We start from the raw sequence: 25948 nt of genomic DNA, 5'->3' as shown, positions 1-25948 counted from the left end.
TATTTATTGGTAAGCAATTTGAAATGTATCTGCCAGGTTAATGCTGCGATAATTGAAAAAACGCTTAATATGGTTTCCCCGCAGCCAACTCCCTGTTCGCCCATTTTACGGCCAATTTCTCACGGTATTGCGCATAATTTGCTTTAAAGGCCATCTTCAACACACTATCGAGGCCTCCTTTTATGGCCAGGTTGTAAATGCTGGCTGCTTTCCGGCTTATAGAGGCATCCCATGCACGCAGGCTGAGCGAATAACCGCCTTCAACATATTTCATCCAGTGCCAATAGCCGGTCGGCATAAACAACGTATCGCCATGCTCTAAAAACACCTCTATGCCTTCGACACCGTCAAGGGCGGGGAATTTTTTGGTGTCCGGGTTTAGTACATCATAGTCTTCCAACGCATAGGTAGCATTAGGGATGCAGTACAAACGGCGTTTCCATTTATTTTCAAACAATATCACATGCTTTTTACCCCCAAAATGGGTATGGAAAATATGCGGCAAATCAATATCGTAATGCAAAAAAGTAACCGAGTTTGAACCACCGAAAAACATGGAAGGCATGCTCTCTAAAAAGCCTCCCATCAGTTCTTTTGGAAACGCAATATCATCCAGAAGTTGTGGGGCATGCTTAAAAATATTAAAAAAGAATATCCGCAGTTCAGTAGGTTCAGACATGATCAAGTCGATGTACTTATCAAACGGCATTTCCGCAGCCGACGAATTAATAGGTTTTGACGGGTCGGCTTTTGAATTATCGTACAGTGGCACTACTTTGCTGCCAACAACGCTTTTTAAATATTCAGGGGTCCATTTTTCGCGGGCTGCCCAATTATTGGTTAAGCCCTTAATAACCAGTGGACGGCGCGGCTTTAAATAATTGGCTGTAAAATCGGCAGGGCTAATAGTTTCTACGGTATCAATAGGGCGGAGAATAAAACTCATATCTTATGTTGATTTCCTATTAATACAAGTTTAAATAAAAACTTATCCATCGGAAAGCTAACAAAATAACGAAATTATCCCGCCCGTTGTATTAATAAATTGTTAAAAATTATTTTAGTTAAAAGCACGACAGCAACAAAGCAGGCCATCTCAATTTGAAATGACCTGCTTTTATTATTGGTAAATTGATACCAATTGTAAACCGGCAAGAATGCTTTTAGTTAGGCATAAGTACAGTATTCACTACATGTATAACGCCGTTGCTTTGAAATACATCAGCAATGGTTATCCACGATTTGCCGCCTTTTTCATCAACCAAATACAATTTTTTACCTTCTGCCATCACTGTTAAAGTACCGCCCTGAACGGTTTTTAATTCAGATTTTCCTTTACCGGCTTTTACCTGCATCCACAAGTCTTTAGCACTTAAACGGCCAGCAACTACGTGGTAAGTTAAAATTTTGGTTAAAGTAGCTTTGTTTTCAGGTTTCACCAGGTTGTCCACTGTTCCAGCTGGCAGTTTGCCAAATGCCTCATCAGTTGGTGCAAATACGGTGAATGGGCCAGTGCCTTCAAGTGTTTCAACCAGGCCGGCTGCTTTAACTGCAGCAACCAACGTTTTGTGGTCGTTTGAGTTTACTGCGTTTTCAATAATGTTTTTGGTAGGGTACATTGCTGCGCCGCCAACCATTTTTGTTTGTGCATTTGCTTTGGGCGCAATTGCAATAGCTGCTAAAGCAAAGGCCGCGATTATTAATTTTTTCATGTGATTATAATGTTGTTTTGGGGAAGATACGCGCTGCGTTTTAGCGCGGTTTTTATTCATCCCATAATTCGCATAGCCACAGGTTTTAAGCAGTTTTAAACCGAAAAGCAGCCAATTACGTAAGTACCGCCCACGTATGAAACAAGATGTTTTGGAGGTAAATACAATATTTATGCCGTCTGACTTATCTTAAAAAAACAATCCCCCGGCAATGTTATCGGCATACAGTTTTCCTGATGCTGTCAGGTAAATCACATCTTCTTTTTGCTCAATCCACCCGTTCTCAAAGTAGCGCTGGGCACCTTTGGTTAGTTCGCTTTCGGCGCCGGGGGCAATAGTGTTTAGTTTTTTCAGGTCTAACCCCCACATGGTGCGGAGGGAGGTCATTATGTATTCGTTCAGACGGTCGGTTTCTGTAAGCAGTTCGGTTTCTGCGGAGATTTTACCTATTTCGAGCGATTGGATATATTTTGCGTTATTGGCTACGTTCCATTGCCTGGTCTCGCCATTGTAGGAATGCGCCGATGGGCCTATACCCATGTATTTTACACCTTTCCAATAATTGGAGTTATGCCGGGAATAGTGTCCATGTTTGCAAAAGTTTGATATTTCGTAATGCTCGAAACCATGGGTTTGCATAGCATCCATCAGTAATATAAACTGCTCGGCACTTTGCTGCTCATCCATGGCTGGTTGTTTTTTCTTTTTGATAAATGATGCAAGTGCGGTTTGCGGCTCAACCGTCATGGAATAGGATGATACGTGGGGGATATCCAGCTCAAAAACTTTATCAAGGTTGTATTTCCATTTGGCATCGCTCAGCAGCGGATAACCATAAATCAGGTCGACTGTAATGTTTTCAAAACCAATATCCTGCGCTCTTTTAACAGATGCTTCGGCCTCGGCGGCGCGATGCACCCGGTTCATCCAGATCAAATCGTCATCAAAAAACGATTGAATGCCTATGCTGAATCTGTTAATATTAGTTCGACGCAGTGCATGCAATTTTGCTTTGTCCAGGTCATCTGGGTTAGCTTCTATGGTAATTTCGGCGTTGGAGGCTACGGTATGCAGCGAAGTGATGGTGCCGATAAGTATATTTAGCTCATCTGCGCTCAATATAGATGGCGTACCTCCGCCGAAGTAAATGGTCTCAACCGTCTCGTTATCCAGGTAGCTTTTTTGCAGCGTTATTTCCTTAATTAAAGCCTGCAACAGTTCGTCTTTGTATTTTAAAGACGTGCTGAAATGGAAATCGCAGTAATGACATGCCTGTTTACAAAAAGGAATATGGATATAGATGCCTGCCATGAGGCAAAGATAAGCGCAACTATCAGTTTCTTGTGATTTATATTGATAAGGACTATGCTGATTCTGTAACCCGGATCACCAACAATTGTTTAAAACATAACGTGCAGCTATTAAAGCGCGGTTTACTTAAATTGATTAGTGAACCCTAAAATTCCACTTCGAGTTATCGCTATTCATGTCAAACTTCGCAAGTGTCGGTGTGCTGTCTCCAGAGGAAACTAAAGCCAGATGCTCGTTCGAGTTCGGAACCACCTTTGGCATAATCCTGTAAGTTCCATCCGTCAACTGATCGATCCGCCATAATTGTTCCGACGCACCAGTAAACGTTGGTACTGTAATAAGTTCAGCATCTGCTGTTGCCGCTAATGCACGGTCTGTTCCGGCAATTACTATTTTATAATATGGTCCGCCCAGGTATCCTCCTGCACCAGGTACTGGTGAAATTGTCCATTTCTGGTGAGGTCGAAACATGTAATCACTCAAGTTAACGCCAATGTTTCCGGCAGGCCAGGTTTTAAGTACATCTGCTAATTCTTGTGAGGGTACAGGTTTTACAGGTTCGTCGTTATTTCTGTTAAATCGCATTCCACCCGGCATTCTTGTAAAATCTACGGCCAGTTCAAGGGCGTATCCTCTCCGCTCAGACTCAATCTCAAAAGTTCCTTCTTTTAAATTATCACCTGCAACAGGCCATTCATTTTTCCATAGTAAGGGGCGGATACCCAATACGCTACGACCACTCTGCTCTAAATCTGCTTCATAATGGCACGACATTTTTTCCACCCCGGAGCCAAGTACTATGCGTCCAAAATGCCCTGGCCCAATCAGCCTGTCGCCGGCTGCAACTACCATTTTGCCACCGCCCTTCAACATTTCCCTTCCTATGTTATCAAGGTATGGGCCGGTTATCTTTTTAGAACGGCCAACAACGATATTATAGGTTGAGTTTGGGCCATCACAGCATGTTCCATGTGTTCCAAGCAGGTAGTACCAACCGTCCCGGTATATCAAATCTGTGGCTTCACAATCGATGGCTATATTCAATGCCTTATTTCCTTCTACACGTTTGCCTGTTTTGGGATCAAGTTCCACAAGACGTATATAACCCCAATAAGTGCCGTAGGACAACCATAGCCTTCCGTCGGTTGGATCCAGCAAAAGCCCCGGATCTATCGAATCATTGTCCTCTATACCATCGGACGAGGCGACTACAACAGCTTCAGAATACTTAAAATCAGGAGATTTTGGATCTAGAGTTTTATTCCACATGGTCAATATCTTTCCATTATGTCCGCCCGCCAGACCGCCGCCGGTTGCTCCATATACAATAAGGTAGCGATCACCAATTTTTAATATATCAGGGGCGGCCCCTCCGCCTGGTCTTACTGCGCCTCCATTCCATGCCCAGCCATCTTCGGATATTAACCCTCCCCCGCCTGTTCCGAATGTGTAATACTTACCGTCGCACACTGCAATGGTTGACGGATCATGTATAAAAGGCTTGCCAACTTGTGCCATCGCACTTCCTGTTGACAATATTGAAAATAGGGATATAGTGCTTATTACCTTAACTATTAATTTCATAATTACTCAATTGCTATATAAATTCGACGTGAATGGGATGATGAACTAATTTATTTGAGACTGATAGTGAGATCTTTTATCGGCTCTCCTTTTTCATCCAGCAGCCGAACGCAAAAATCACTAAGTCCGGGGCCATTGATTAATGCTCCCCTGATTATATTTTTCCCTTTGTTAAGTGTCAATCGGGTCGAGACACAATCGTCCATTACCATCCGTCTGTCTCCGTCAAGTACCACAGCTTCCTGTCCATTTAACCACCACGTTGATCCTCCATTTGAGCCTACCGCCAATCTTACATTTTTTACTTCCCGCGGACTGTTAACTATAGTTACCGCCCAAAATAATACGGCATAGGTATGTTTCTTTAACCCGTAGGCAAGGCGAAATAATTTGACGTTGAAAGTTGGACTTTCCAGCGCATGCCACGCCAATTCCTGCTCTCCAACTTTTATTTGGTCCCGGTCTTTAGGGATAACAGTAAACTGATTCGGAAAATAAGCAGTGTCAAAGTGTGTTTTTAGGTAACTATTAGTAAAGACAAGATTACTCCGTATTGACTTGTTTATAGGGTCTAAAAGTAACCAGCGCTGAATAAACCCTTCGGAATCCGGGGTCTTTTTTGATGTGGTTGCCGGGGTAAAGAATGGTGCGATAGTTCGCACAGAATCGTTATCCGTTATTTTATCAACCCTGCCTCCTGAAATGGCAGACTGTGCTTGCGATTTCAATGCTGCCAAAATTACTAAGCCCGCTGCCAGCAACGATAGATTGCGTTTAATATTCATAGTAGCTACTTTAATTTAAATCGATTTTTTGGTATATAATAAGATGACAAGTGTACCTCCATTCGAAAAAAAATCATCGCTTCAATTAATAAATATATACAACGTTCGTTCAGGCGTCCATACTTAGAGATTGGGTTTGGGTGCCCGGAAGCATTAGGACGTTAATAAATAACTGGCTATATTCAAATGGTTGATTTAAACATTTATTGGCTATTTATAGTAAAAAATGGCATCGATTAATAAAACGTAAACAGAATTTAGGACAAAGTTTTTCAAGGCATTGTAACACCTGTCAATTAAATTTTCGACTAACCCATTAGCAGTTATTTGTCGTATTTAAAAAGACTTACGATCAGAAAATGCGTCTCTTCCAGAAACTTAAAATATGAAAAAAATGAACTTAAAATGTTTAACCATTGTATTAGCGTCCGCCTTGACCAGTAGCCTTTGCATGGCCCAAACAAATTCCGCAGAGATAAAGGAAGATTTTCAAGCTTCAAGCCTCAACCAACCGGGCCAGGAATATCCCCAGGTAAATTCACAAGGCTACGTACGTTTTCACATAAAAGCGCCTAAAGCCGACAGTGTACGGGTTACTTTGGGCCTGGGCGGAAGAGGAGGTACAAAACTTGCCAAAGGCGCCGACGGATATTTTACCGGCACAACAGAAGGGCCAATGGACGAAGGTTTCCACTATTATCATTTAATAGTCGATGGAGGGACATTCAATGACCCTGGTACAATGAACTATTATGGTTCAACCCGTTGGGAAAGTGGTGTTGAAATACCGGCCCATGACCAGGACTTTTATGCACTAAAGGATATTCCCCATGGAAATGTTCAGCAAGTACTTTTTCCCTCAAAGAGCACAAATACCCAGCGGAGAGCATTTGTTTATACCCCTCCGGGTTACGAAAAAGATAGATCTAAAAAGTATCCTGTGCTGTATTTGCAACACGGCTGGGGCGAAGATGAAACCGCATGGAGCAACCAGGGACATGCCAATTTAATTATGGATAACCTGATTGCAGAAAGCAAGATAAAACCATTCATTATCGTGATGACCTATGGCATGACCAATGACATAAAACCAGGCGGCATAAGGAATTTCAAGATAGATGCTTTTGAAACCGTATTGACGGATGAATTAGTGCCTTATGTAGATGCCAACTTTCGCACTGTTGCCGATAGGGAACACCGCGCAATGGCAGGCCTCTCCATGGGCGGTATGGAGACACATTTAATTACACTTGCAAAGCCCGACGAATTTGCCTACTACGGTTTACTAAGCGGGGGCACTTATACACCTGCCGAATTACAAGATAAACCTAAAGCCAAACTTATATTTATAAGCTGCGGTAGTAAGGAAAACCCTACCGGCGTAAATAACGCTACTGCTGCATTAAAGAACGCCGGCTACAACGCAGTGTCCTTTATTTCCAGTAATACGGCCCACGAATTTCTGACCTGGCGCCGGAGCCTAAAAGAACTTGCACTGTTGTTGTTTAACAATTAAGCAGCCTTGCGACACAGTTATTAATCACACGTTACTGAATATAATTAAACCTAAAAATGCTAAAACCATCAAGAAACTACCAATATGCTATTTTAGTATGTTGCATGTTTTTCGGAATGCGCACTTCGGCGCAGGAGTCCACAAAATTAACGGTCCGCTTGGATCAACCCGGGCATGTCTCCAGTCCGATGTTGTATGGGTTGATGACGGAAGAAATCAATTACTCCTATGATGGCGGAATTTATGCCGAGCTAATCAGGAACCGCAGTTTTAAAGATAACAATAAGAACCCGGATTATTGGAGCTTAATAAAGAGTGTTGCTGATTCATCTGCTATTGCATTGGATAGTAAGCACCCGGTAAATGAGGCTTTAACTGAGTGCTTAAGATTTAATTTGGCCACAGACGGTAAAAATACAGGACTGGCAAATGATGGTTTTTGGGGGATACCTGTTTTTCCTTCAACCAGTTATCAAGGCAGTTTTTATGCTATGACTGATGGTAGTAACGCGGGGGCAATTACGGTAGAGATCGAATCGACGGACGGCAAAAGCATGCTTGCGACAGCAAATGTCACAGGGGTTAGCGGGGTTTGGAAAAAATTCACTTTTAATCTTACTACTGCCGCCGCCGTAACGCCAACTGCAGATACGCGTTTCGTGATCCGGCCGTTGGCTAAAGGAACCTATTGGTTTACACTTGTATCTTTATTCCCGCCCACCTATCAAAATACAGCTAATGGCAACAGGCGCGATATTATGCAGCTTCTCGCTTCCATGAGCCCTAAGTTTTTGCGGTTGCCTGGTGGTAATTACCTGGAGGGTAATATGTTTTCGACCAGGTATAATTGGAAAAAAACGTTAGGGCCAATTGATGAAAGGCCTGGCCATCAGGGTACCTGGGGATATCGGTCGTCTGACGGAATGGGCTTACTGGAATATTTGGAATGGTGCGAGGATTTAAATATGGAGCCATTGCTGGCCGTTTTTGCTGGCTATACCTTAAACCGCGATTATGTGGAAGCAGGGCCGTTCCTGAAGCCTTACGTTGATGAGGCCCTGGAAGAAATAGAATACGTTACCGGCGATACCACTACCAAATACGGAAAAGAACGCGCCCGCGATGGACATCCTGCGCCTTTCCCGTTACATTATGTTGAAGTTGGAAATGAGGACGGTTTTGATATGTCTGGAAGTTATGAAGGCAGGTTCACCCAGTTTTATGATGCCATTCGCAGTAAATATCCCAATCTCCATATTATTTCAACCACCGGCGGTAAGGACTTTTTGGGTCAGCGTTTCCCGCTTACCAAACGCATTCCCGATGTTATGGATGAGCATTATTATAGAAATGCCTTCGATATGGAAAGCGATGCCGATCATTACGACAACTATGACAGAAACGGCCCAAAAATATTTGTTGGCGAATGGGCTACCCGCGAAGGTAAGCCAACACCAAATTTCAACTCGGCACTTGGCGATGGCGCCTGGATGACGGGGATGGAACGAAATTCGGATATTGTTGTGATGGAATGCTCGGCACCTTTGTTTGTAAACGTTAACCCCGGCGGCATGCAATGGGAATCGGATTTAATAGGTTATAATACGCTAACCAGCTATGGGTCGCCATCCTATTATGCCCAACAGATGTTTAGCAATTACCATGGCGATAATGTGGTGAGTATGATTGGTGAGGGTATTCCTGTTCAAGTACAAAAATTGAATCATAAGGATAGTTTGAGCAAAGTTACCCCCAAAACTTATCCTTCTTTATTTTACGTAACCACCCGCGATACGAAAACCGGCAGGTTATATATTAAAGTTGTTAACGCAGGCGTTGCCGCCAAAGAGGTAATCTTTGATTTAAAGGGCATATCATCAGTAAAAAGCAACGGAACAGTTGTTGTTATGAAAGCCGAAAAGCCAGAGGATACAAATTCGATAACAGAACCGGAAAAAATTACACCTGCAGTATCAACTTATAAAGGATTTAAGAAAACCTTTACATTTAGCTTTCCTAAATACTCAATTACGGTGCTTCAAATCGATACCCAAAAATGACCAGATTTTTAAACAGATTAATTTGGGGGATGGCCTTTGTATTGTTTCCCAAACCCGGCGTACATGCACAAATAGCTCATAATCCAATTATTTATGCAGATGTGCCGGATATGTCAATAATCAGGGTAGGCGATAGTTACTATATGAGCAGCACAACCATGCACATGAGCCCTGGTGTGCCAATAATGAAATCGAAGGATTTGGTTAATTGGAAAATTGTGAGCTACGCTTATGATATTTTAGACGATACAGATGACCTGAACTTAAATAATGATAAAAATAGCTACGGGAAAGGTTCGTGGGCAAGCAGCCTGCGTTACCATAACGGCATGTACTATGTATCAACCTTTGCCGGCAATACAGGCAAAACTTATATCTATAGCACGCGTGACATTGAAAAAGGCCCGTGGAAGGCTTTGTCCTTTAAACCAAGCCTGCATGATCATTCCTTGTTTTTTGACGACGATGGCAAGGTTTATATGGTTTACGGAAGCGGAAAGATCATGTTAGCGCAATTGAAAGATGACCTCTCCGGAATTAGACCAGATATAAAGCCACAAGTGTTGATTGAGAATGCCAGCCTGGTTGCAGGGCCCAATGTTGGTTTGCCGGCTGAGGGTTCGCAGTTATTCAAAATAAAAGGGAAGTATTACCTTTTCAATATCTGCTGGCCACGCGGTGGGATGCGAACTGTACTGATTCACCGGGCTGATCATATCGCCGGCCCTTACGAAGGCAGGTTGGCCCTGCAGGATAAAGGCGTAGCCCAGGGCGGCTTGGTGGACGCACCCGATGGCCGATGGTTTGCCTATCTTTTCCGCGATTTCGGTGCTGTGGGGCGGGTGCCCTACCTGGTTTCGGTACAATGGGATAATGGTTGGCCCATATTAGGGATAAATCATCAGGCGCCCGATACAATACCATTAACGATAAACAAACCGATGATGCCGGGAATTATTTCATCAGATGAATTTGGCCGTAAGCCGGGTGAGCGCGATTTGCCGCTGGTTTGGCAATGGAACCATAACCCGGTAAATAAATTGTGGTCGGTAAAACAACCTAAGGGATACCTTAGGCTTACCACAGGGAGGGTTGACACCAATATACTGACGGCAAGGAATACACTTACTCAACGCACTTTCGGGCCCGAGTGTTCGGCTGTTACGTCTATTGATGTTTCCGGGCTTAAAGATGGCGACCGGGCCGGGCTTGCGCTGCTACAAAAAAAATTCGGCTGGGTGGGTGTGAAGGCTGAGGGTGGGAAAAAGTTTATGGTTATGGTAAATGCACAAGGTGATTCTTCTATCGAGTCCCCATGTATTCCATTAACGCAAAGCCGGGTATATTTAAAAGCCTCATGTGATTTTAAGGACCGGACAGATAAAGCGTACTTTTATTATAGCCTCGATGGGCGTAATTGGTTACCAATCGGTTCTGCGCTGCAAATGGTTTATACCCTTCCTCACTTTATGGGTTATCGGTTTGGTCTTTTTAATTATGCCACAAAAACTATAGGCGGCTATGCCGACTTCGATTTTTTTCGGGTTAGCAATAACATATCATCCCGGAATTAACTATGATACTCCCTAATTATAGACACAAGTGTTGCATTTGTATTAATCAGTGCTATTGTAAAATTCGCAATCATTTTACCTTGCGTGGCTATTGTTGCAAACCGTGGCCAACAGTTTAACATACAATTCAATGAAAAACTTAATACTTCTTTTGTACTTGTTGTTTTTTTGGGGCTTCGAAGCCAAATCGCAAAACAAAAAACCCAATCTTGATACTTCAGGGAGTGTTCCGGCTGTTACCAATGTAAGAGGGGCAAAATACCCGCTTATTTTATCTAATCATCAGGTTATGTTCCGCATAAAGGCGCCCGATGCTCAAAAGTTACAAATAGACCTGGGTAAAAAATATGATTTGATAAAGGGTAATGACGGTTTTTGGAGTGTGACTACAGATTCAATAAGTGAAGGCTTCCATTATTATTCGATTGTAATAGATGGCATAGCAACAGCCGACCCGGCAAGCGAAAGTTTTTATGGCATGGGACGTATGGCCAGTGGCATTGAAATACCATTTGCGGGCGGAGAATACTATGCGGAAAAAGATGTACCGCATGGCGACATCCGCATAAAAAAATATTATTCAACTGTTGCGAGGTCGTGGCGGAAGGTTTACATCTATACCCCTCCCGGTTACGACGCCAATATCAATGAAAAATATCCTGTGCTATACATTTTGCATGGCGGGGGCGAAGACGAACGCGGCTGGGCTACCCAAGGAAAAACTGACCTGATTATGGACAACCTGATTGCCGAAAAAAAAGCTAAGCCTATGCTGGTTGTAATGCCCGATGCCAATTTAGGTGCCGGGGCATTTGGCGAAGATGGTTTAAAGGCTTTTGCGGCAGAAATGAAGCAATGCCTCATGCCATTTATTGAGAAAACTTATCGAACCATAAACACAAATGCCAATCGCGCGTTGGCCGGTTTATCAATGGGCGGAATTAACACCCTATATACAGGAGTATATAACACTAATTACTTTTCATACCTGGGGGTATTCAGTTCCGGATGGATTGTACCTATGCAAAACAGCATAGCCGATGCCCAATATGATTACATGAAGCAAAACAGTACGAAGATTAATACCGACCTGAAATTGTTTTGGTTGTCTGAAGGCGGGAAAGACGACATAGCTTATAAAAACGGCCAAATTATGCTGGCGAAGTTTGACGAATTGGGTATACATCATGCTTATTACGAATACCCTGGCGGACATACCTGGCCCGTTTGGAGAAACAATCTATACCATTTTGCACCGCTATTGTTTAAATAAAACAAAACACGAACGAATGAAATACTTCAGGAGATGCCTGGCATTAACCGGCTTAATGTTTTCCGTAAATTATTTGATGGCACAAAACCCATTGATAAGGGATCAATTTACTGCCGACCCATCGGCGCGCGTTTTCAATGGCAAGGTATATCTCTATCCGTCACATGATATTTTAGCTACGCCGGGGCATGGCAAAGCCGGTTGGTTTTGTATGCAGGACTATCACGTGTTTGCATCAACAAACCTTACCGATTGGACTGATCATGGGGTAATTGTAAGCCAAAATAAAGTGCCCTGGGCCGACTCGGCAGCTTACAGCATGTGGGCTCCCGACTGCATTGAGCGCGCCGGAAAATACTATTTCTATTTCCCGGCTCCTGCAAAGGGCGGCGGTGCACGTGGTTTTTCTGTAGGTGTTGCAGTAGCAAACGATCCTTCGGGTCCGTTTGTTTCCCAACCATCGCCCATTGCCGGCATTCACGGTATTGACCCTAATGTGCAAATTGATAAAGATGGGCAGGCATACATTTATTGGGCGCAGGGAAACCTGTACGGAGCAAAACTTAAAGCAAATATGCTCGAGCTTGCCTCCGAACCGGTAAAGCTTGAGGGCTTCCCTGATAAAGGTTTAAAAGAAGGCCCGTATTTGTTTGAACGCAAGGGTATTTATTATATGACCTACCCGCATGTGGCCGATAAAATAGAGCGGCTTGAATACGCCATGTCAAACAATCCATTGGGCCCGTTCAAGTATGCCGGTGTGCTTATGGACGAATCGGCCTCAGGATGCTGGACGAATCACCCCTCGGTCATCGAATTCAAAAACCAATGGTATTTGTTTTATCATAATAATGACTTATCGCCAAACTTTGATAAAAACCGGTCGGTAAGAGTCGACAGTTTATTTTTTGATGCAGATGGATCTATCCGAAAAGTTACCCCGACTTTACGGGGCGTTGGTGTCTCGAACGCAGCAAAGAAAATTGAAATGGACAGGTTTAGTGCCAAAAGCCAGAGTGGTGTCGAAATTGCATTTTTGGACACCCTGAACAAATTCAAGGGCTGGAAAACAATATTTGAGAAACCGGGTTCGTGGATAAAATACAACAGTGTATCATTCGATCCTCCCAAATTAAAGTACCTCAATATAAACGCCCGTTCAGCAACAGGCGGAACCTTATTAATAAGTATCGAGGGTGCGCCAAACAAGATCATGGCAAAAATGAATATTCCAAAAGGAGATAACTGGAGCGTATCAAAATACAAAATATTATCGACGACCTCGGGTGTCAAAAATCTTATTTTACAATTGCAAAGTAGTGGCAATTTGGAAGTTGATTGGATAAGTTTTGAGTAGATCGGATAGTCCCAAATTAGCTGTCCAAATCAAGTATCATAAATGTGGTATTTACAAACAGCTATTTACCTTGAATTTTGGCTGTAACAGTCACCAGGTCAACAAAAAGTGTTATAGCTTTATGCCAGTACTCTCTTTTTTTCAATTTTTCTGTATTCGGTTGGCAGCATGTTAAATTTATCTTTAAACGAGCGGGAAAAGTAATGCGGGGTAGCGAAACCAGCTTCATAAGCTATCTGTGAAATTGTAAGATCACTTTTCAGCAGCAATACCGCAGCCCTGTCGAGTTTATACGATCTGATAAATTCAACAGGAGGGAGGCCGGTAAGCTCGAATATCTTTGTGTAAAGGGCCCCCCGGCTCATCGACAAATGCTGGCTCAAATCCACAACAGAAAATTTAGGATTGTTTAAATTGTTGTCGATATAGTTTATCACTTTGGCTAAGAACTTCTCTTTGGTCGACTCGACTTCCATGCCCGTATGGACAACTTTTAATTGCCTTGTGTAGGTGTTCTTAAGAGAAGTGTTAAGTTGAAGAAGGTTTTTGATTTTTACATTTAATATTTCGAAGTTAAAAGGTTTGGTCAGATAATCGTTCGCGCCCGATTCAAGCCCCCTCAACTGCTCATCCTCACCTGTGCGGGCTGTAAGCATTATAAATGGAATGTGGTTTGTACGTTTGTCGGCTTTGATTTTTCTACTTAGTGCTATGCCATTCATGTATGGCATGGTTATATCGCTTATGATCAAATCGGGATGGCATGAAAGCGCCCTATCCCAACCTTCTTCACCGTTTGATGCCTCAACAATTTTATATTGTTTTTTTAAATTGTCCTTTATATAATAGCGGAATTCATCGTTATCCTCCACGATAAGTATTACCGGGATATCTCCGACAGGCAGGTCGTTATCTGGTTTTGAAAGCGCAGTTTGTTTATCATCAGTTGGATTGGCTGGAAGCCAAATATTTTCAGCACTATCGGCAAAAATCTCGAGAGGGAGTAATACGCTGAAAACCGAACCTTTACCTGGTTCACTTTCAACAGATATGCTGCCGTCATGCATTTCAACAAACTCTTTTGTGATTGAAAGGCCGATTCCGCTTCCCGGGTTTGCATTGCTTATATTGGTATCGCTTACCTGGTAAAACCGCTTAAAAATCAACTGTTTTGTTTCCGCATCTATACCGATGCCGTTATCACTTATTTTGAATTCAAGCACGGTTTTATCGGCCTGTGATGTCGGATGCTGAACTACATCGACGGAAACAATTCCTCCGGGCAATGTAAATTTAAAGGCGTTTGAAAGAAGGTTAAATAGGATGCGCTCCACCTTATCGTGATCAAACCGTACGAATAGTTTTTCATGTGTGGCATTAAATTCAAGCGCTATGCACCGCGATTCAGATAAATCATGAAACGAATCTACAACTCCGCTGATGAACGAGATTATTTCGCCTTCGCCCAGGCTAAGTTTCAATTCTTGTTCTTCTAATTTCCGGAAATCTAAAAGTTGATTTACCAAATTCAATAGCCGTCGGGCGTTTCTTAATATCACCGACAACTGGCCGGTTGTTTGATCATCTTTATGCTCCGCCAATAATTTATTTGCGGGAGCCATTATAAGCGAAATTGGGGTGCGGAATTCATGACTAAGGTTGGTGAGAAATTTTATTTTCAACAGATCCAGTTCATGAACCCGCTCCGCTTCTCTTCTTTCTTGTTCAAGAGCAAGTTTAGCTTTCAATTTGTTAATACCTCTATGGCGGATAAGCAATAACGCGCCCGCTGCCGCCAGCGCATATAACAGGTATGCGTACCACGTCATCCATATAGGCGGATGAATTACGATTCGGATTCGTGCCCCGGAGCTGTTCCATATACCATCATTGTTGCAGGCCCGCACTTCAAAAAGATATTCACCAGGGTCTAAGTTGGTGTAATACGCCGTTGTAGCGGAACCTACATAATTCCAGGTTTTATTGAACGATTTCAATATATAGGCGTAATGATTTTGCTGGGGTAGTGTAAAATTGATTGCAGAATAGCTAATAGAAAAGTTTTGCTTATAATCTAAGTCGATTTGTTTTGCTACCGAAATGTCCTGCTTAAGAGGTGAGTGATCGGCTGGCGATATAACGGTATTGTTTACTTTCAAGGCGGTAAAAAAAACCGGAGGAACGTTGCTGTTACGATTTACTTCTTGTGTAGGGTCGATATAATTAAAGCCTTCTGCCCCGCCAAAGAAAAGCAGTCCCTTACTTGTCCGAAGCCCCGATCCGTCAATAAATGCGTCATTTTGCAGGCCATTGTAAGCTGAGTAATGTGTGAACTTTTTTAATGCAATATTAAATTTACATATTCCCTTTCCTGTGGTTAACCAAATGTTACCGCTTTGGTCCTCCAGCAGTTTGTGTACTACTCCGTCTGGCAGTTTTTCTGGCGCAAGGTAACTTGCTAATTTTTTACTGCTGGAGTTGAAACAAAATAAACCATCGCCTGCAGTGCCTATCCACATATTACGGTCGTGATCTTCCATGAGTGAAAATGCGCGGTCAACTGCCATCCCGGTGTTCTTATTGCTGTATACTTGAAATTTTTGGCTTTTTGGGTTTAAGACCGCTATTCCACTACCGTATGTACCGATCCAGATATTTCCCTCATGATCTTCTTCAATAGCCCTGATGAAACCATTTACAGGTAACTGTCTTTCATCGGCAGAAACAGGATTTGATACGTATTTCAGGAAAGTCCTGGTGCTGGGATCAAATACGTTTACACCGCCACCATTGGTTCCGATCCAAATCTTCCCCTTGCTGTCTTCCTTAAAACAAAAAATTTCGTCATTATTTATATGCGTAATATCTTTTCCGGCAGTTAACTGTTGATACTGGCCGGTTTTGGTGTTATAAATAAATATACCGTCCTGAAAAGTGCCGATCCAGAGTTGTTGATTTCGGTCAAGTATCATACTCAGGATTGGAAGCCCGGCCGAATTATTCTTTTCCTTTGCCTTAAGAGTAATATGGCTGAACAGGCCACTCTTTAAATGAAAAAGGTTCAACCCTCCGCCATCTGTACCAACAAATATATCCCCATCTTTATTTTCGGCGAATGAGGAAACAAATGGCGCATTCAGGCCTGCCGGGTCGTAGGCGTTATTTTGTTTTGAATTAAACAGGGTGAGATTTTTGTCGTACTTATCCACACCTCCCTGGTAGGTACCGATCCAATAAATGCCACGGGGATCATTATAAATACAACGAATAGACTTGCTGCTCACACTAAATTTATCCCGGTCGTCATGATTATAACGTTTTATTTTCCCCGACAACGTATTTACGATATTCAGTCCACCCTCAGCGCCTACCCAAATATCGTTTCCGCTTGGAGCTATACTATAAATAAGATTGCCGCTCAGGGTGCCGTTGTCTTCGGCGTTATACTTAAAATTCCGGAAGGTTTTTAAGTCGGGCGACAGGCAGCTAAGTCCGTCATTTGTGCCTATCCATAGCCTGTACTGGCATTCGGCTATCGCATTAACTCCATCATTTGGGATGCTTGCGGGGTTGTTATTGTCGTGCCTGAAGGAAATAAAATTGTTCCTTGCTTCATTATAAAGATATAGCCCTTTCTCTGTACCAATCCACATTCGCTGTTGACTATCCTTGAAGATAGATAATACGATGCCCGGCCGAAGCTGCCCGGGTTTATGTTCGTCGGGTTTAAAAAATGTTCCTTTTGCGGTTTTAGGGTCAAATATGCACAAGCCCCCCAGCGTGCCAATCCAGAGCCGACCATTATTATCGCCGTACATTGCCTTAATGTAACTGTCCGTAACTTCTTTGTATTTGGAGCGTATTTCGAGAGGGTGAAACTGATCGTGGGAACGGTCGAAAAAATACAATCCGCCGCCCATAGTACCAACCCAAAGCTGCCCGCCACCATCTTCATACATACATGCCACTTCCTTCGAGCGGTAGCCCGATTTATCGGAAGGATCAAAACGGTAGGCCTTGTGTTCCATGCCGTCGAATCTGTCAAGGCCGTCCGCTGTTGCAAACCATACATATCCGTAATGGTCTTTTATAATAGCGTTAACTGTGTTCGAAAGCAATCCATCGTGAGATGTTAATACTGTGAACCGTATAGCCTGACCGCAGCATTGAAAGGTAATGCCCAATGCCATTAATGCTATAAAAAACATCCTTTTGACTATAATACGCTTAATTTGTAACGCAAAATTTAACATGGCAAATGCTATTACTTTTTAAATTGTACAGTAGCTTCTCATAAAAAGGAAGATACTAAGTATACTGATCATTTAATTTCCCGAAACAGGAGGTTTATAAAGGTTCCACTTCCGCCTAAAGGATTGGCAGAAATTGCACAAGGGTAAATTTAAACTTAAAATTCAATTATGCAATCGATTGCAGAAAAAAAATATTGCTGTTCTCGGCCTTACGATTTGCTGTATATTTGGCAGGGTTTAAAGCGTAGCATTTCTTAAAACCATTTCCACATTTAATAGTGACACCCGGATAAAATGGGCATATTTCAACCAAAGTGTTGATTTATTCAACATTTGTGGCATGTCAAGTTCTATTAAGGGAATAATTTTGACGAAAATTAATCGAATAGTTATTGGTTGACGATCTGCTATATCGTTAACTACAATTAGCCTGTCGAATAATATCACCAATTGTTACAAACAATATTAGCCTAGGGAAATTTACCTGCTCGTGTACTACAGCAATTTGTAAGAGTTACGAAGGTTTTTATTGCGAACAGGATAAAGATTTTAAAGCAGGTGAATGGGGCTATCCCGTGTTATTAAGAGAAAAAATTATATCACAATGCCTATTTATTTAAAATATGAATATTAAAAAATTAGTGTTTTTGTATTTAATGGCTACAGCGCTGCCGGTTTTTGCAAATTGTCAAAGCCACAAGGCTTCAAAAAAGATAACGGGTATGGGCGCAGTTGCTTCCGGAACTTATCCTAATCTTTTCAATGAAGCGGGTTATAGCAAGGCAGAAATAGACAGCAAGGTGGCAAAGGCTTATCATGATGTGTTTGAAGGCCCCAATAAGGTATACTTCGAGGTAGGCGATACAATGGCGTATGTATCTGACGTAAAAAACCACGATGCCAGGACAGAAGGCCTTTCGTATGGCATGATGGTCGCTGTGCAACTTAACAAAAAAGATGTTTTTGACAGGATATGGCGATGGTCGAAAAAATACCTCCAACACCAGGACGGGCCTCGTGAAGGATATTTTGCCTGGAGCATTAATCCCCAAACAATGAAGCGTAACTCTGAGGGTTCGGCGTCCGACGGGGAGTTATATTTTATCACCGACCTGCTTTTTGCCGCCAACAGGTGGGGAAATAATACCGGCATTAACTACTACGCAGAGGCCAGGAAGATACTGGACGCCATGTGGAAAAAAGACGGTACCGGCAATATACATCCGCTAATAAACATGGAAGCAAAGCAAATTTCGTTTGTGCCCGAGGGTGGTGGGTATGAATGGACTGATGCTTCGTATCATCTGCCTGCATTCTACGAAGTATGGGCGCTTTACGCCAGGGATGGTCACGAACAATTTTACCGGGATTGTGCGAATACGGCAAGGGCTTTTTTACACCGGGCTTGCGACCCTGTTACAGGACTTAATGCTGATAATAGCGAATTTAGTGGCAAGCCGCACAGTTGGGGGAAAATGAAGCCTGCCTTTCGATTCGACTCATGGCGGGTTCCCATGAATATTGCGATGGACTATGTTTGGTTCGGCAAGGATAAAGCATGGCAACGAGATTATGCAAAACGCATCCAAAATTTTCTGCGTACAAAAGGGATCAACAATTTCGATGATCAGTTCAACACAGATGGTACCACGCCCGAATTTGTTTTACCGGCAGGCGGCGTTAAAAAATTACGGCATTCGCTGGGCTTGGTAGCTACGTCTGCTGCTGCCTCACTCATGGTCACCGACAAAGCAAAATTCGACTTTGTGCGCCCGCTTTGGAACGCGAAGCTGGAACCTTATGCGGATAATTATTTTGACCCATATTACGATGGTTTATTATACATATTCAGCCTGATGCATCTAAGCGGCAAATACCAACTTATACAACCACAAACCAATTAAAATTTCATCGGTCTGTAATAACTATACAATGAACATATCCTTAAAAACCAGGCGTTTGCTTTTTGCACTATTCACCTTTACTTTTTGTAGTATAACAGCTTATGCGCAAGGCATAGTTACCCAGGCACGGGTAGGTTTTGATGAATTTCGTGCGGATATCCCGCACGGTAAAATCGACACCATTACTTATGAATCAAAGACGGTGGGCGACACACGCCGCGCACTTATTTATACTCCCCCGGGATATTCTAAAAATAAAAAATATCCGGTGTTGTATCTTTTGCATGGCATTGGTGGCGATGAAAAAGAGTGGTACAACGGTGGCAGTCCCCAGGTGATATTGGATAATCTGTATGCGCAAAATAAAATTGTGCCAATGATAGTGGTGCTGCCCAACGGCAGGGCAATAAAAGACGACCGGGCAATTGGCAATGTAATGGCGCCCGATAAGGTGCAAGGTTTTGCCAATTTTGAAAAAGACCTGTTAACCGACCTTATTCCATTTATTGACAATAAGTACCATGTTTATGCTGATAAAGATCACAGGGCTGTGGCCGGCCTTTCAATGGGGGGCGGGCAATCATTAAATTTTGGGTTAGGAAACCTCAATGTATTTTCGTGGGTAGGCGCTTTTTCGGCAGCCCCCAACACCAAAAAGCCGGAGGATTTAATTCCTGATCCTGATGCCGTAAAGAATAAGCTGAAATTGCTTTGGATATCATGCGGCTCAAGCGATGGATTGCTTTTATTCAGCAAACGCACTCACGATTATCTAGTAGAGAAAAATGTACCACACATATACTATATCGAGCCTGGTGTCCACAATTTTAAGGTATGGAAAAATGGCTTGTATATGTTTTCGCAATTAATTTTTAAATCTATAGATGCATCAACTTTCCCTCAATATGCTTACAACGAGGTGGGCGTGCCCGCACCTACTAATATTCCGGGCGTAAAATATCCCGAGATATTCCCTGATAATACCGTGTTTTTCCGTGTAAAGGCCCCAGATGCAAAAACTGTTCAAATCGACCTGTTAAAAAAATATACAATGAGCAAAGACACAGGTGGTTATTGGACCGTAACTACTGATCCGGTTGCATTGGGATTCCATTATTACTCCTTAATAATTGACGGCGTTGCCGTCGTTGACCCGGCTACCCAAACTTATTATGGAATGGGAAGAATGGCGAGCGGGATTGACATACCCGACCCGGACGGTGATTTTTATACCATAAAGGACGTGCCTCACGGCGAAATCCGTTCGGTAAACTACTACTCAATCATAACAAAGGCATGGAGGCGGGCAAACGTTTACACACCACCGGGTTATGATACGCAAACAGACAAACGATATCCGGTACTTTACCTGCAACATGGTTCGGGCGAAGACGAAACCGGCTGGCCGACGCAAGGTAAAATGAATTTTATATTGGATAACCTGATAGCCGCTAAACAGGCAACCCCTATGATAGTTGTGATGGACCGGGGCTATGCCACCGATCCGACGCAACCGCCGGCAACCAACGCCCGTGGAATAAGCATGGCAGGTAATGTTTTTCCAGATGTATTGGTGAAGGAAGTTATTCCAATGGTTGATGCTAAATTCCGGACGCTCGCCGACCGTGATCACCGTGCCATGGCAGGGCTATCCATGGGAGGGTTTCAAACTTTTCAAACCACAATGACCAATCTCGACAAATTTGCTTATGTAGGGGGCTTCAGCGGTGCCGCATTCATGCAACCTGGTACTGATATAACCAAAATGTACAATGGCGTGTTTGCCGATGCAAATGCCTTTAACCAAAAAGTTAAAGTACTTTATCTAAGTGTTGGTACTATCGAGCCGGAAAGAATGCAAACCATGGTAAAGGGATTTCATGAGGCACTTGAAAAGGCAGGCATTAAACAGGTGTTTTACGAATCGCCGGGAACGGCACACGAGTGGCAATCATGGAGGCGATCTTTAAACCAGTTTGCAAGCCTGATATTCAAGAATTAGGATCCCCCGCAAAATGAAACTTAAAATTTTAGTGGCGGCTTGCCTTATTTTGTTGGCCTTGAGCGGTTTTTCGCAGGATAAGAAGTTTTACATATTTATTTGCTTCGGGCAATCAAACATGGAGGGCAATGCCAGGATACAGGGGCAGGACTCGATCGGTATTGACAGCAGGTTTCAGGTACTGCAAGCTGTTGACTGCAGCGAAAAGGGCAGGCTAAAAGACAATTGGTACACAGCTATGCCGCCATTGGCACGTTGCACAACCGGCCTTACGCCGGCCGATTATTTTGGACGGACGCTTGTAGCCAACATGCCGGAAAAAATACGGATTGGCATCATTAACGTTTCCGTCGCTGGGGCTAAAATTGAGATTTTTGAAAGAGATAGCTACCAATCGTACCTTGCAACCGCTCCCGGATGGATGAAGAACATAGTTGCCGAATATGGAGGTAACCCTTACAACCGATTGGTAGCCCTGGCCAAATTAGCGCAAAAGTCGGGGGTGATTAAGGGTATATTGTTACATCAGGGAGAATCCAATACCAACGATACCCTATGGACAAAAAAGGTAAAAGGCGTTTACGATAATTTGATGAAGGATTTAAAGCTAAAACCCCGAAGGGTGCCGTTACTTGCGGGTGAAGTGGTGAATGCCGACCAGAACGGTATTTGCGCAAGCATGAACAAAATTATAGGCACACTTCCGCAAATTGTTCCAAACTCGTATGTTATTTCATCGGCAGGCTGTACCTGCTCCCCCGATCATTTGCATTTTACTGCCGAGGGATGTAGGTTGTTGGGAACGCGATATGGCAATACAATGCTTTCGTTATTAGGTTATAAGGTTAAAGAAAATTAATAAGCAAATAAACCATTAACAAATATGGAATTTTCTACTACAGCAAAAAATGCAAGTCGGGGTATGTTGGTTCTCACAATTGCGTTTATGGTTTTATCATTTGTTCAGTGTGCTTCCAAACATCTGGTAACATCACCTGCTACGGCGGGTATCAATGCCGATAAAGGTTTGAAAGATTACTATAAAGATTATTTTCCTGTTGGGGTTGCGGTAAGCATGGCTTCTTTGCATGGCCCCGATTCGGCATTAATTGTAAAAGAGTTTAACAGCGTAACCCCGGAAAATGATATGAAGATGGGGCCGATACACCCATCCGAAAACGTTTATAATTGGAAAAATGCAGATGCTATTGTTGATTTTGCTGTGAGTCATCATATCAAAATACGTGGACATAATTTATGCTGGCATAACCAGGAAGCTGCATGGATGTTTAAGGGGCCGAATGGTGAACCGGTAACTAAAGAGTTGCTTTTACAACGCTTAAAAGATCATATTTTTGCCGTAGCAGGAAGATATAAAGGCAAAATTTACGCCTGGGACGTAGTGAATGAGGCGGTTGATGATAGCGAGGACACCACGCAGGTATATCGCAAAAGTAACTGGTACAAAATATGCAATGGCCCCGATTTTATCGATTCGGCTTTTAAATATGCGCACGAAGCTGACCCCATTGCGAAGTTATACTACAATGACTATAACAGTGAACGTCCGGCTAAAAGAGAGAAGATATATAAGCTGTTAAAAAAGTTGATTGCCGACCACACACCTATTGATGGCGTCGGCATGCAGGCCCATTGGAAACTGAACGACCCATCGCCCGATGAATTGCGTAAAGCCCTTGACGAGGTAACCTCCCTGGGCTTAAAGGTGCAGTTTACCGAAATGGATATTACTATACGCTTGCCAAAGCCAAACCCAGCCGCCGGTACAACAGCAGCACCTGCAGGGGCAACGCCAACACCCGACCCGGGGTTTACCCCCGAAGTGGAAGCCAAACAAGTTGCGCAATACAAAATGGCCTTTGATATTATCAGGCAGTATAAGCAATATATAACAAACGTTACATTTTGGAACGTGTCTGATCGGTCGAGCTGGCTGGACGTGAGAGGCGGAGGACCTATGGGAGGGGCTGCAGCGGGTGTAAACACACCCCGTGTAGTAATAAAGGCCTACCCCTTATTATTTGATGAAAATAGGCAACGTAAAAAGGCCTATTGGTCGGTTGTTAATTTTTAAGCGATGATAAACCAAATATATGACAGCATCATTTTATAAAAAAGCGAACATTTTTGTTACGGCATTATTGATATTCTCATCGCTACAGGCACAACAAAAACAGGTGGGTAAAAAGGCAGCCCTGGTCCACAGCCCCAACCGCTATAAATTATGGTATAACAAACCTGCTAAAAGCTGGAACGAAGCTTTACCGATCGGGAATGGCTTTATAGGCGCAATGGTATTTGGCAATGTACAAAACGAACGCATCCAACTCAATGAATCAACCATATGGGGAGGTGGGCCGAATAATACCGTCGATTCGGGCGCGAGGCCATATATTAATAAGGTTAGGGCGTTGCTTGCTGAGAAGAAATACGCCGAAGCGCAGGAATTGGCTAATAGCAAATTAGGGCCAAAGGGCAACAGTGGCATGCCGTACCAGCTTGCCGGTAATTTATACATCAAGTTTTCCGGTACAGATAGTGTTAGCAATTACTATCGCGATTTGGATATTGCAAATGCGAAGGCTGTTGTAAAATACACTTTAAACGGTGTTAACTACAAACGGGAATATTTTACCGCTTTTGGCAACAATGTGCTTATGGCCAGGCTAACGGCCAATAAACCAGGTATGATTAGCTGCAAGATAAAACTTCAAAGCCCACTAAAATCTTTGGTTAGTGTAAATGGAAGAGAAACGCTGGTTTTATCCGGCCAGGGCAGCGACCACGAAGGCCAAAAAGGGCAGATCAAATATACCGTGCTCACCAGGGTTAAAAATTCCCGCGGGACTTGCGTTACGGATACTTCGGGCATAACTATTGCTAATGCTGATACAGCCGTCATATATCTTTCAATGGCCACCAATTTTGTGAATTATCACAATGTTTCGGCAAATGCGATGAACCGGGCTAACGATATTTTGTATAAAGCTTACCAGCAGAGCTTCGATAATCTGCTGAATAAACACACCAGGTTTTACCGCTCTTATTTCGATAGGGTTAAACTCAATCTCGGCATCAATAGCGCTGCAAACAAACCTACAGATGTCCGCATAGAAAATTTCTCAAATGATAATGATGCACAGCTGGCCGAACTATATTTTCAATACGGGCGGTACCTGTTAATTTGTTCATCTCAGCCAGGCTCGCAACCAGCCAATTTACAGGGAATTTGGAATGGAGAGGTCAAAGGCCCCTGGGACAGCAAGTACACCATTAACATAAACACCGAAATGAATTATTGGCCAAGCGAGGTAACACAACTACCAGAATTGAGTACTCCGCTTTTTCAGATGATTGAAGATTTGTCTGTTACTGGTACTCCAACTGCAAAAATAATGTACGGAACACGCGGATGGATGCTGCACCATAACACTGATATCTGGCGTATTACCGGGATAGTGGATGGCGCCTTTTGGGGATTGTGGCCAACATCAAACGCGTGGCTCAGCCATCATCTTTGGGAACATTATTTATATTCGGGCGATAGGGCATTTCTGAAGAAATATTATCCGGTAATGAAGGGGGCCGCTGAATATTATATTGATGCCCTGCAAAAGGAACCAGATCACGGTTGGTTGGTAGTGTCGCCCTCAATATCGCCGGAACACGAATATATCGATGGTAAAACCCCGGTATCAGTAACTGCTGGCGCTACCATGGATAACCAATTGGTTTATGGCCTGTTTACAGCTGTGATCAGGGCAGCAGCCGAACTGAATGTCGATAAAGTCTTTGCGGATAGCCTGGCTAATTGTCGTAGCCAATTACCGCCTATGCAAATTGGCAAACATGGCCAGCTGCAGGAGTGGCTGGAAGATTTTGACCGTACCGACGATCACCATCGGCATGTTTCTCATTTGTATGGTTTGTTTCCGGGTAATCAAATATCACCTTTCACGCAGCCACAACTATTTGCGGCTGTGAAAAACTCGCTTGTCTACCGTGGTGATGTATCAACAGGATGGTCGATGGCATGGAAGATCAATTTATGGGCGCGTTTATTGGATGGCAATCATGCGTATAAACTTATTAAGGATCAAATAAAACCGGTAGGTGGGGGTTCTGGCGGCACTTATCCAAATTTATTTGATGCCCATCCGCCTTTCCAGATCGACGGTAATTTTGGCTGCACTTCGGGGATAGCAGAAATGCTTTTGCAAAGCCACGACGGCGCAATTTACCTGTTGCCGGCCTTGCCCGATGATTGGAAGGATGGCAGCGTTTCAGGACTAGTGGCCCGGGGAGGCTTTAAAGTTGATATGACCTGGGCCGACCACAAAATTGTAAAACTGATTATACATTCTTCGCTCGGCGGAAACTGCCGGCTGCGTTTAAATCAACAAATGGCCACCAAATTACTGAGCGCAGCACATGGGAGCAACAAAAATCGTTTTTACCAAGCGATGGACTTAAAAACGCCGATAATAAAAACCAGCGCCGAAAGCCTTACACCAACCCTTGCCAAAACGTGGGTTTACGATATGCCAACAGTAGCTGGTAAAACTTATTTTATAGAATAGTCCGAAAGTCGGGAAA

At 43.2% G+C, this 25948-nt stretch carries 16 protein-coding genes; 10 read left to right on the top strand and 6 right to left on the bottom strand.

Going from position 1 to position 25948, the window contains the following annotated elements:
• Positions 1-64: 64 nt before the first annotated feature.
• The 5 genes from NAF19_RS06070 to NAF19_RS06050 all read right to left on the bottom strand — a co-directional run bounded on the left by NAF19_RS06070 (position 65) and on the right by NAF19_RS06050 (position 5392).
• The gene (locus tag NAF19_RS06070; RefSeq protein ID WP_252788924.1) at positions 65-946 is read right to left on the bottom strand and encodes a cupin-like domain-containing protein; all 882 of its coding nucleotides are present in this window, start codon (positions 944-946) and stop codon (positions 65-67) included.
• Between the two features lie 217 nt (positions 947-1163).
• Complete coding sequence (locus tag NAF19_RS06065) at positions 1164-1712, bottom strand: fasciclin domain-containing protein (protein WP_252788923.1); 549 nt, start codon at positions 1710-1712, stop codon at positions 1164-1166.
• 189 nt (positions 1713-1901) lie between these two features.
• Entirely contained in the window at positions 1902-3023 is a 1122-nt protein-coding gene (gene hemW / locus NAF19_RS06060) for a radical SAM family heme chaperone HemW (protein ID WP_252788922.1), read from the bottom strand.
• A gap of 135 nt (positions 3024-3158) precedes the next feature.
• Positions 3159-4607 (bottom strand): family 43 glycosylhydrolase, encoded by a 1449-nt coding sequence (locus NAF19_RS06055; protein WP_252788921.1) that lies wholly within the window; start codon positions 4605-4607, stop codon positions 3159-3161.
• A 50-nt stretch (positions 4608-4657) separates the two neighbouring features.
• Positions 4658-5392, bottom strand: coding sequence for a hypothetical protein (locus tag NAF19_RS06050; RefSeq protein WP_252788920.1), 735 nt, complete (start codon positions 5390-5392; stop codon positions 4658-4660).
• A gap of 394 nt (positions 5393-5786) precedes the next feature.
• On the opposite strand from NAF19_RS06050, the gene NAF19_RS06045 reads away from it, so the two are divergent.
• The 5 genes from NAF19_RS06045 (at position 5787) to NAF19_RS06025 (ending at position 13172) form a co-directional block, all read left to right on the top strand.
• Entirely contained in the window at positions 5787-6908 is a 1122-nt protein-coding gene (locus NAF19_RS06045; protein ID WP_252788919.1) for an alpha/beta hydrolase-fold protein, read from the top strand.
• A 56-nt stretch (positions 6909-6964) separates the two neighbouring features.
• Positions 6965-8968, top strand: a complete 2004-nt coding sequence (locus NAF19_RS06040; protein ID WP_252788918.1) for an alpha-L-arabinofuranosidase family protein — start codon at positions 6965-6967, stop codon at positions 8966-8968.
• Positions 8965-10542: a glycoside hydrolase family 43 protein gene (locus tag NAF19_RS06035; RefSeq protein ID WP_252788917.1), complete on the top strand. Its 1578-nt coding sequence runs from the start codon at positions 8965-8967 to the stop codon at positions 10540-10542. Before NAF19_RS06040 ends, NAF19_RS06035 begins: the two co-directional genes overlap by 4 nt.
• A gap of 130 nt (positions 10543-10672) precedes the next feature.
• Positions 10673-11815: an alpha/beta hydrolase-fold protein gene (locus tag NAF19_RS06030; RefSeq protein WP_252788916.1), complete on the top strand. Its 1143-nt coding sequence runs from the start codon at positions 10673-10675 to the stop codon at positions 11813-11815.
• A 16-nt stretch (positions 11816-11831) separates the two neighbouring features.
• A complete protein-coding gene (locus tag NAF19_RS06025) occupies positions 11832-13172 on the top strand; it encodes a family 43 glycosylhydrolase (protein ID WP_252788915.1) in 1341 nt (446 codons plus the stop codon).
• 119 nt (positions 13173-13291) lie between these two features.
• Here the strand turns inward: NAF19_RS06025 and NAF19_RS06020 are convergent, their stop codons facing one another.
• Positions 13292-17380, bottom strand: coding sequence for a hybrid sensor histidine kinase/response regulator transcription factor (locus NAF19_RS06020; RefSeq protein WP_252788914.1), 4089 nt, complete (start codon positions 17378-17380; stop codon positions 13292-13294).
• A 668-nt stretch (positions 17381-18048) separates the two neighbouring features.
• On the opposite strand from NAF19_RS06020, the gene NAF19_RS06015 reads away from it, so the two are divergent.
• From NAF19_RS06015 to NAF19_RS05995, 5 genes are read left to right on the top strand one after another with little or no spacing between them, the layout of a single operon-like run.
• The gene (locus NAF19_RS06015; RefSeq protein WP_252788913.1) at positions 18049-19329 is read left to right on the top strand and encodes a family 8 glycosyl hydrolase; all 1281 of its coding nucleotides are present in this window, start codon (positions 18049-18051) and stop codon (positions 19327-19329) included.
• Positions 19330-19357: 28 nt separating this feature from the next.
• Positions 19358-21331, top strand: coding sequence for an alpha/beta hydrolase-fold protein (locus NAF19_RS06010; RefSeq protein ID WP_252788912.1), 1974 nt, complete (start codon positions 19358-19360; stop codon positions 21329-21331).
• 13 nt (positions 21332-21344) lie between these two features.
• The gene (locus NAF19_RS06005; RefSeq protein ID WP_252788911.1) at positions 21345-22190 is read left to right on the top strand and encodes a sialate O-acetylesterase; all 846 of its coding nucleotides are present in this window, start codon (positions 21345-21347) and stop codon (positions 22188-22190) included.
• Positions 22191-22214: 24 nt separating this feature from the next.
• Positions 22215-23426 carry an endo-1,4-beta-xylanase gene (locus NAF19_RS06000; RefSeq protein ID WP_252788910.1) on the top strand — a complete coding sequence of 404 codons (1212 nt, stop codon included), beginning with the start codon at positions 22215-22217 and terminating at the stop codon, positions 23424-23426.
• A gap of 19 nt (positions 23427-23445) precedes the next feature.
• Entirely contained in the window at positions 23446-25932 is a 2487-nt protein-coding gene (locus NAF19_RS05995) for a glycosyl hydrolase family 95 catalytic domain-containing protein (RefSeq protein ID WP_252788909.1), read from the top strand.
• Positions 25933-25948 lie beyond the last annotated feature (16 nt).

The sequence above is a fragment of the Mucilaginibacter flavidus genome (assembly GCF_024055575.1).
Taxonomy (GTDB): Bacteria; Bacteroidota; Bacteroidia; order Sphingobacteriales; family Sphingobacteriaceae; genus Mucilaginibacter; species Mucilaginibacter flavidus.
Note: the sequence above shows the minus strand (reverse complement) of the source record. Positions and strands in the feature narration are given on the sequence as shown.

What these genes read in the sequence shown, in the direction of transcription:
- NAF19_RS06070 (WP_252788924.1), bottom strand. Translation starts at nt 946, where the DNA reads ATGAGTTTTATTCTCCGCCCTATTGATACCGTAGAAACTATTAGCCCT.
- NAF19_RS06065 (WP_252788923.1), bottom strand. Translation starts at nt 1,712, where the DNA reads ATGAAAAAATTAATAATCGCGGCCTTTGCTTTAGCAGCTATTGCAATT.
- hemW (WP_252788922.1), bottom strand. Translation starts at nt 3,023, where the DNA reads ATGGCAGGCATCTATATCCATATTCCTTTTTGTAAACAGGCATGTCAT.
- NAF19_RS06055 (WP_252788921.1), bottom strand. Translation starts at nt 4,607, where the DNA reads ATGAAATTAATAGTTAAGGTAATAAGCACTATATCCCTATTTTCAATA.
- NAF19_RS06050 (WP_252788920.1), bottom strand. Translation starts at nt 5,392, where the DNA reads ATGAATATTAAACGCAATCTATCGTTGCTGGCAGCGGGCTTAGTAATT.
- NAF19_RS06045 (WP_252788919.1), top strand. Translation starts at nt 5,787, where the DNA reads ATGAACTTAAAATGTTTAACCATTGTATTAGCGTCCGCCTTGACCAGT.
- NAF19_RS06040 (WP_252788918.1), top strand. Translation starts at nt 6,965, where the DNA reads ATGCTAAAACCATCAAGAAACTACCAATATGCTATTTTAGTATGTTGC.
- NAF19_RS06035 (WP_252788917.1), top strand. Translation starts at nt 8,965, where the DNA reads ATGACCAGATTTTTAAACAGATTAATTTGGGGGATGGCCTTTGTATTG.
- NAF19_RS06030 (WP_252788916.1), top strand. Translation starts at nt 10,673, where the DNA reads ATGAAAAACTTAATACTTCTTTTGTACTTGTTGTTTTTTTGGGGCTTC.
- NAF19_RS06025 (WP_252788915.1), top strand. Translation starts at nt 11,832, where the DNA reads ATGAAATACTTCAGGAGATGCCTGGCATTAACCGGCTTAATGTTTTCC.
- NAF19_RS06020 (WP_252788914.1), bottom strand. Translation starts at nt 17,380, where the DNA reads ATGTTTTTTATAGCATTAATGGCATTGGGCATTACCTTTCAATGCTGC.
- NAF19_RS06015 (WP_252788913.1), top strand. Translation starts at nt 18,049, where the DNA reads ATGAATATTAAAAAATTAGTGTTTTTGTATTTAATGGCTACAGCGCTG.
- NAF19_RS06010 (WP_252788912.1), top strand. Translation starts at nt 19,358, where the DNA reads ATGAACATATCCTTAAAAACCAGGCGTTTGCTTTTTGCACTATTCACC.
- NAF19_RS06005 (WP_252788911.1), top strand. Translation starts at nt 21,345, where the DNA reads ATGAAACTTAAAATTTTAGTGGCGGCTTGCCTTATTTTGTTGGCCTTG.
- NAF19_RS06000 (WP_252788910.1), top strand. Translation starts at nt 22,215, where the DNA reads ATGGAATTTTCTACTACAGCAAAAAATGCAAGTCGGGGTATGTTGGTT.
- NAF19_RS05995 (WP_252788909.1), top strand. Translation starts at nt 23,446, where the DNA reads ATGACAGCATCATTTTATAAAAAAGCGAACATTTTTGTTACGGCATTA.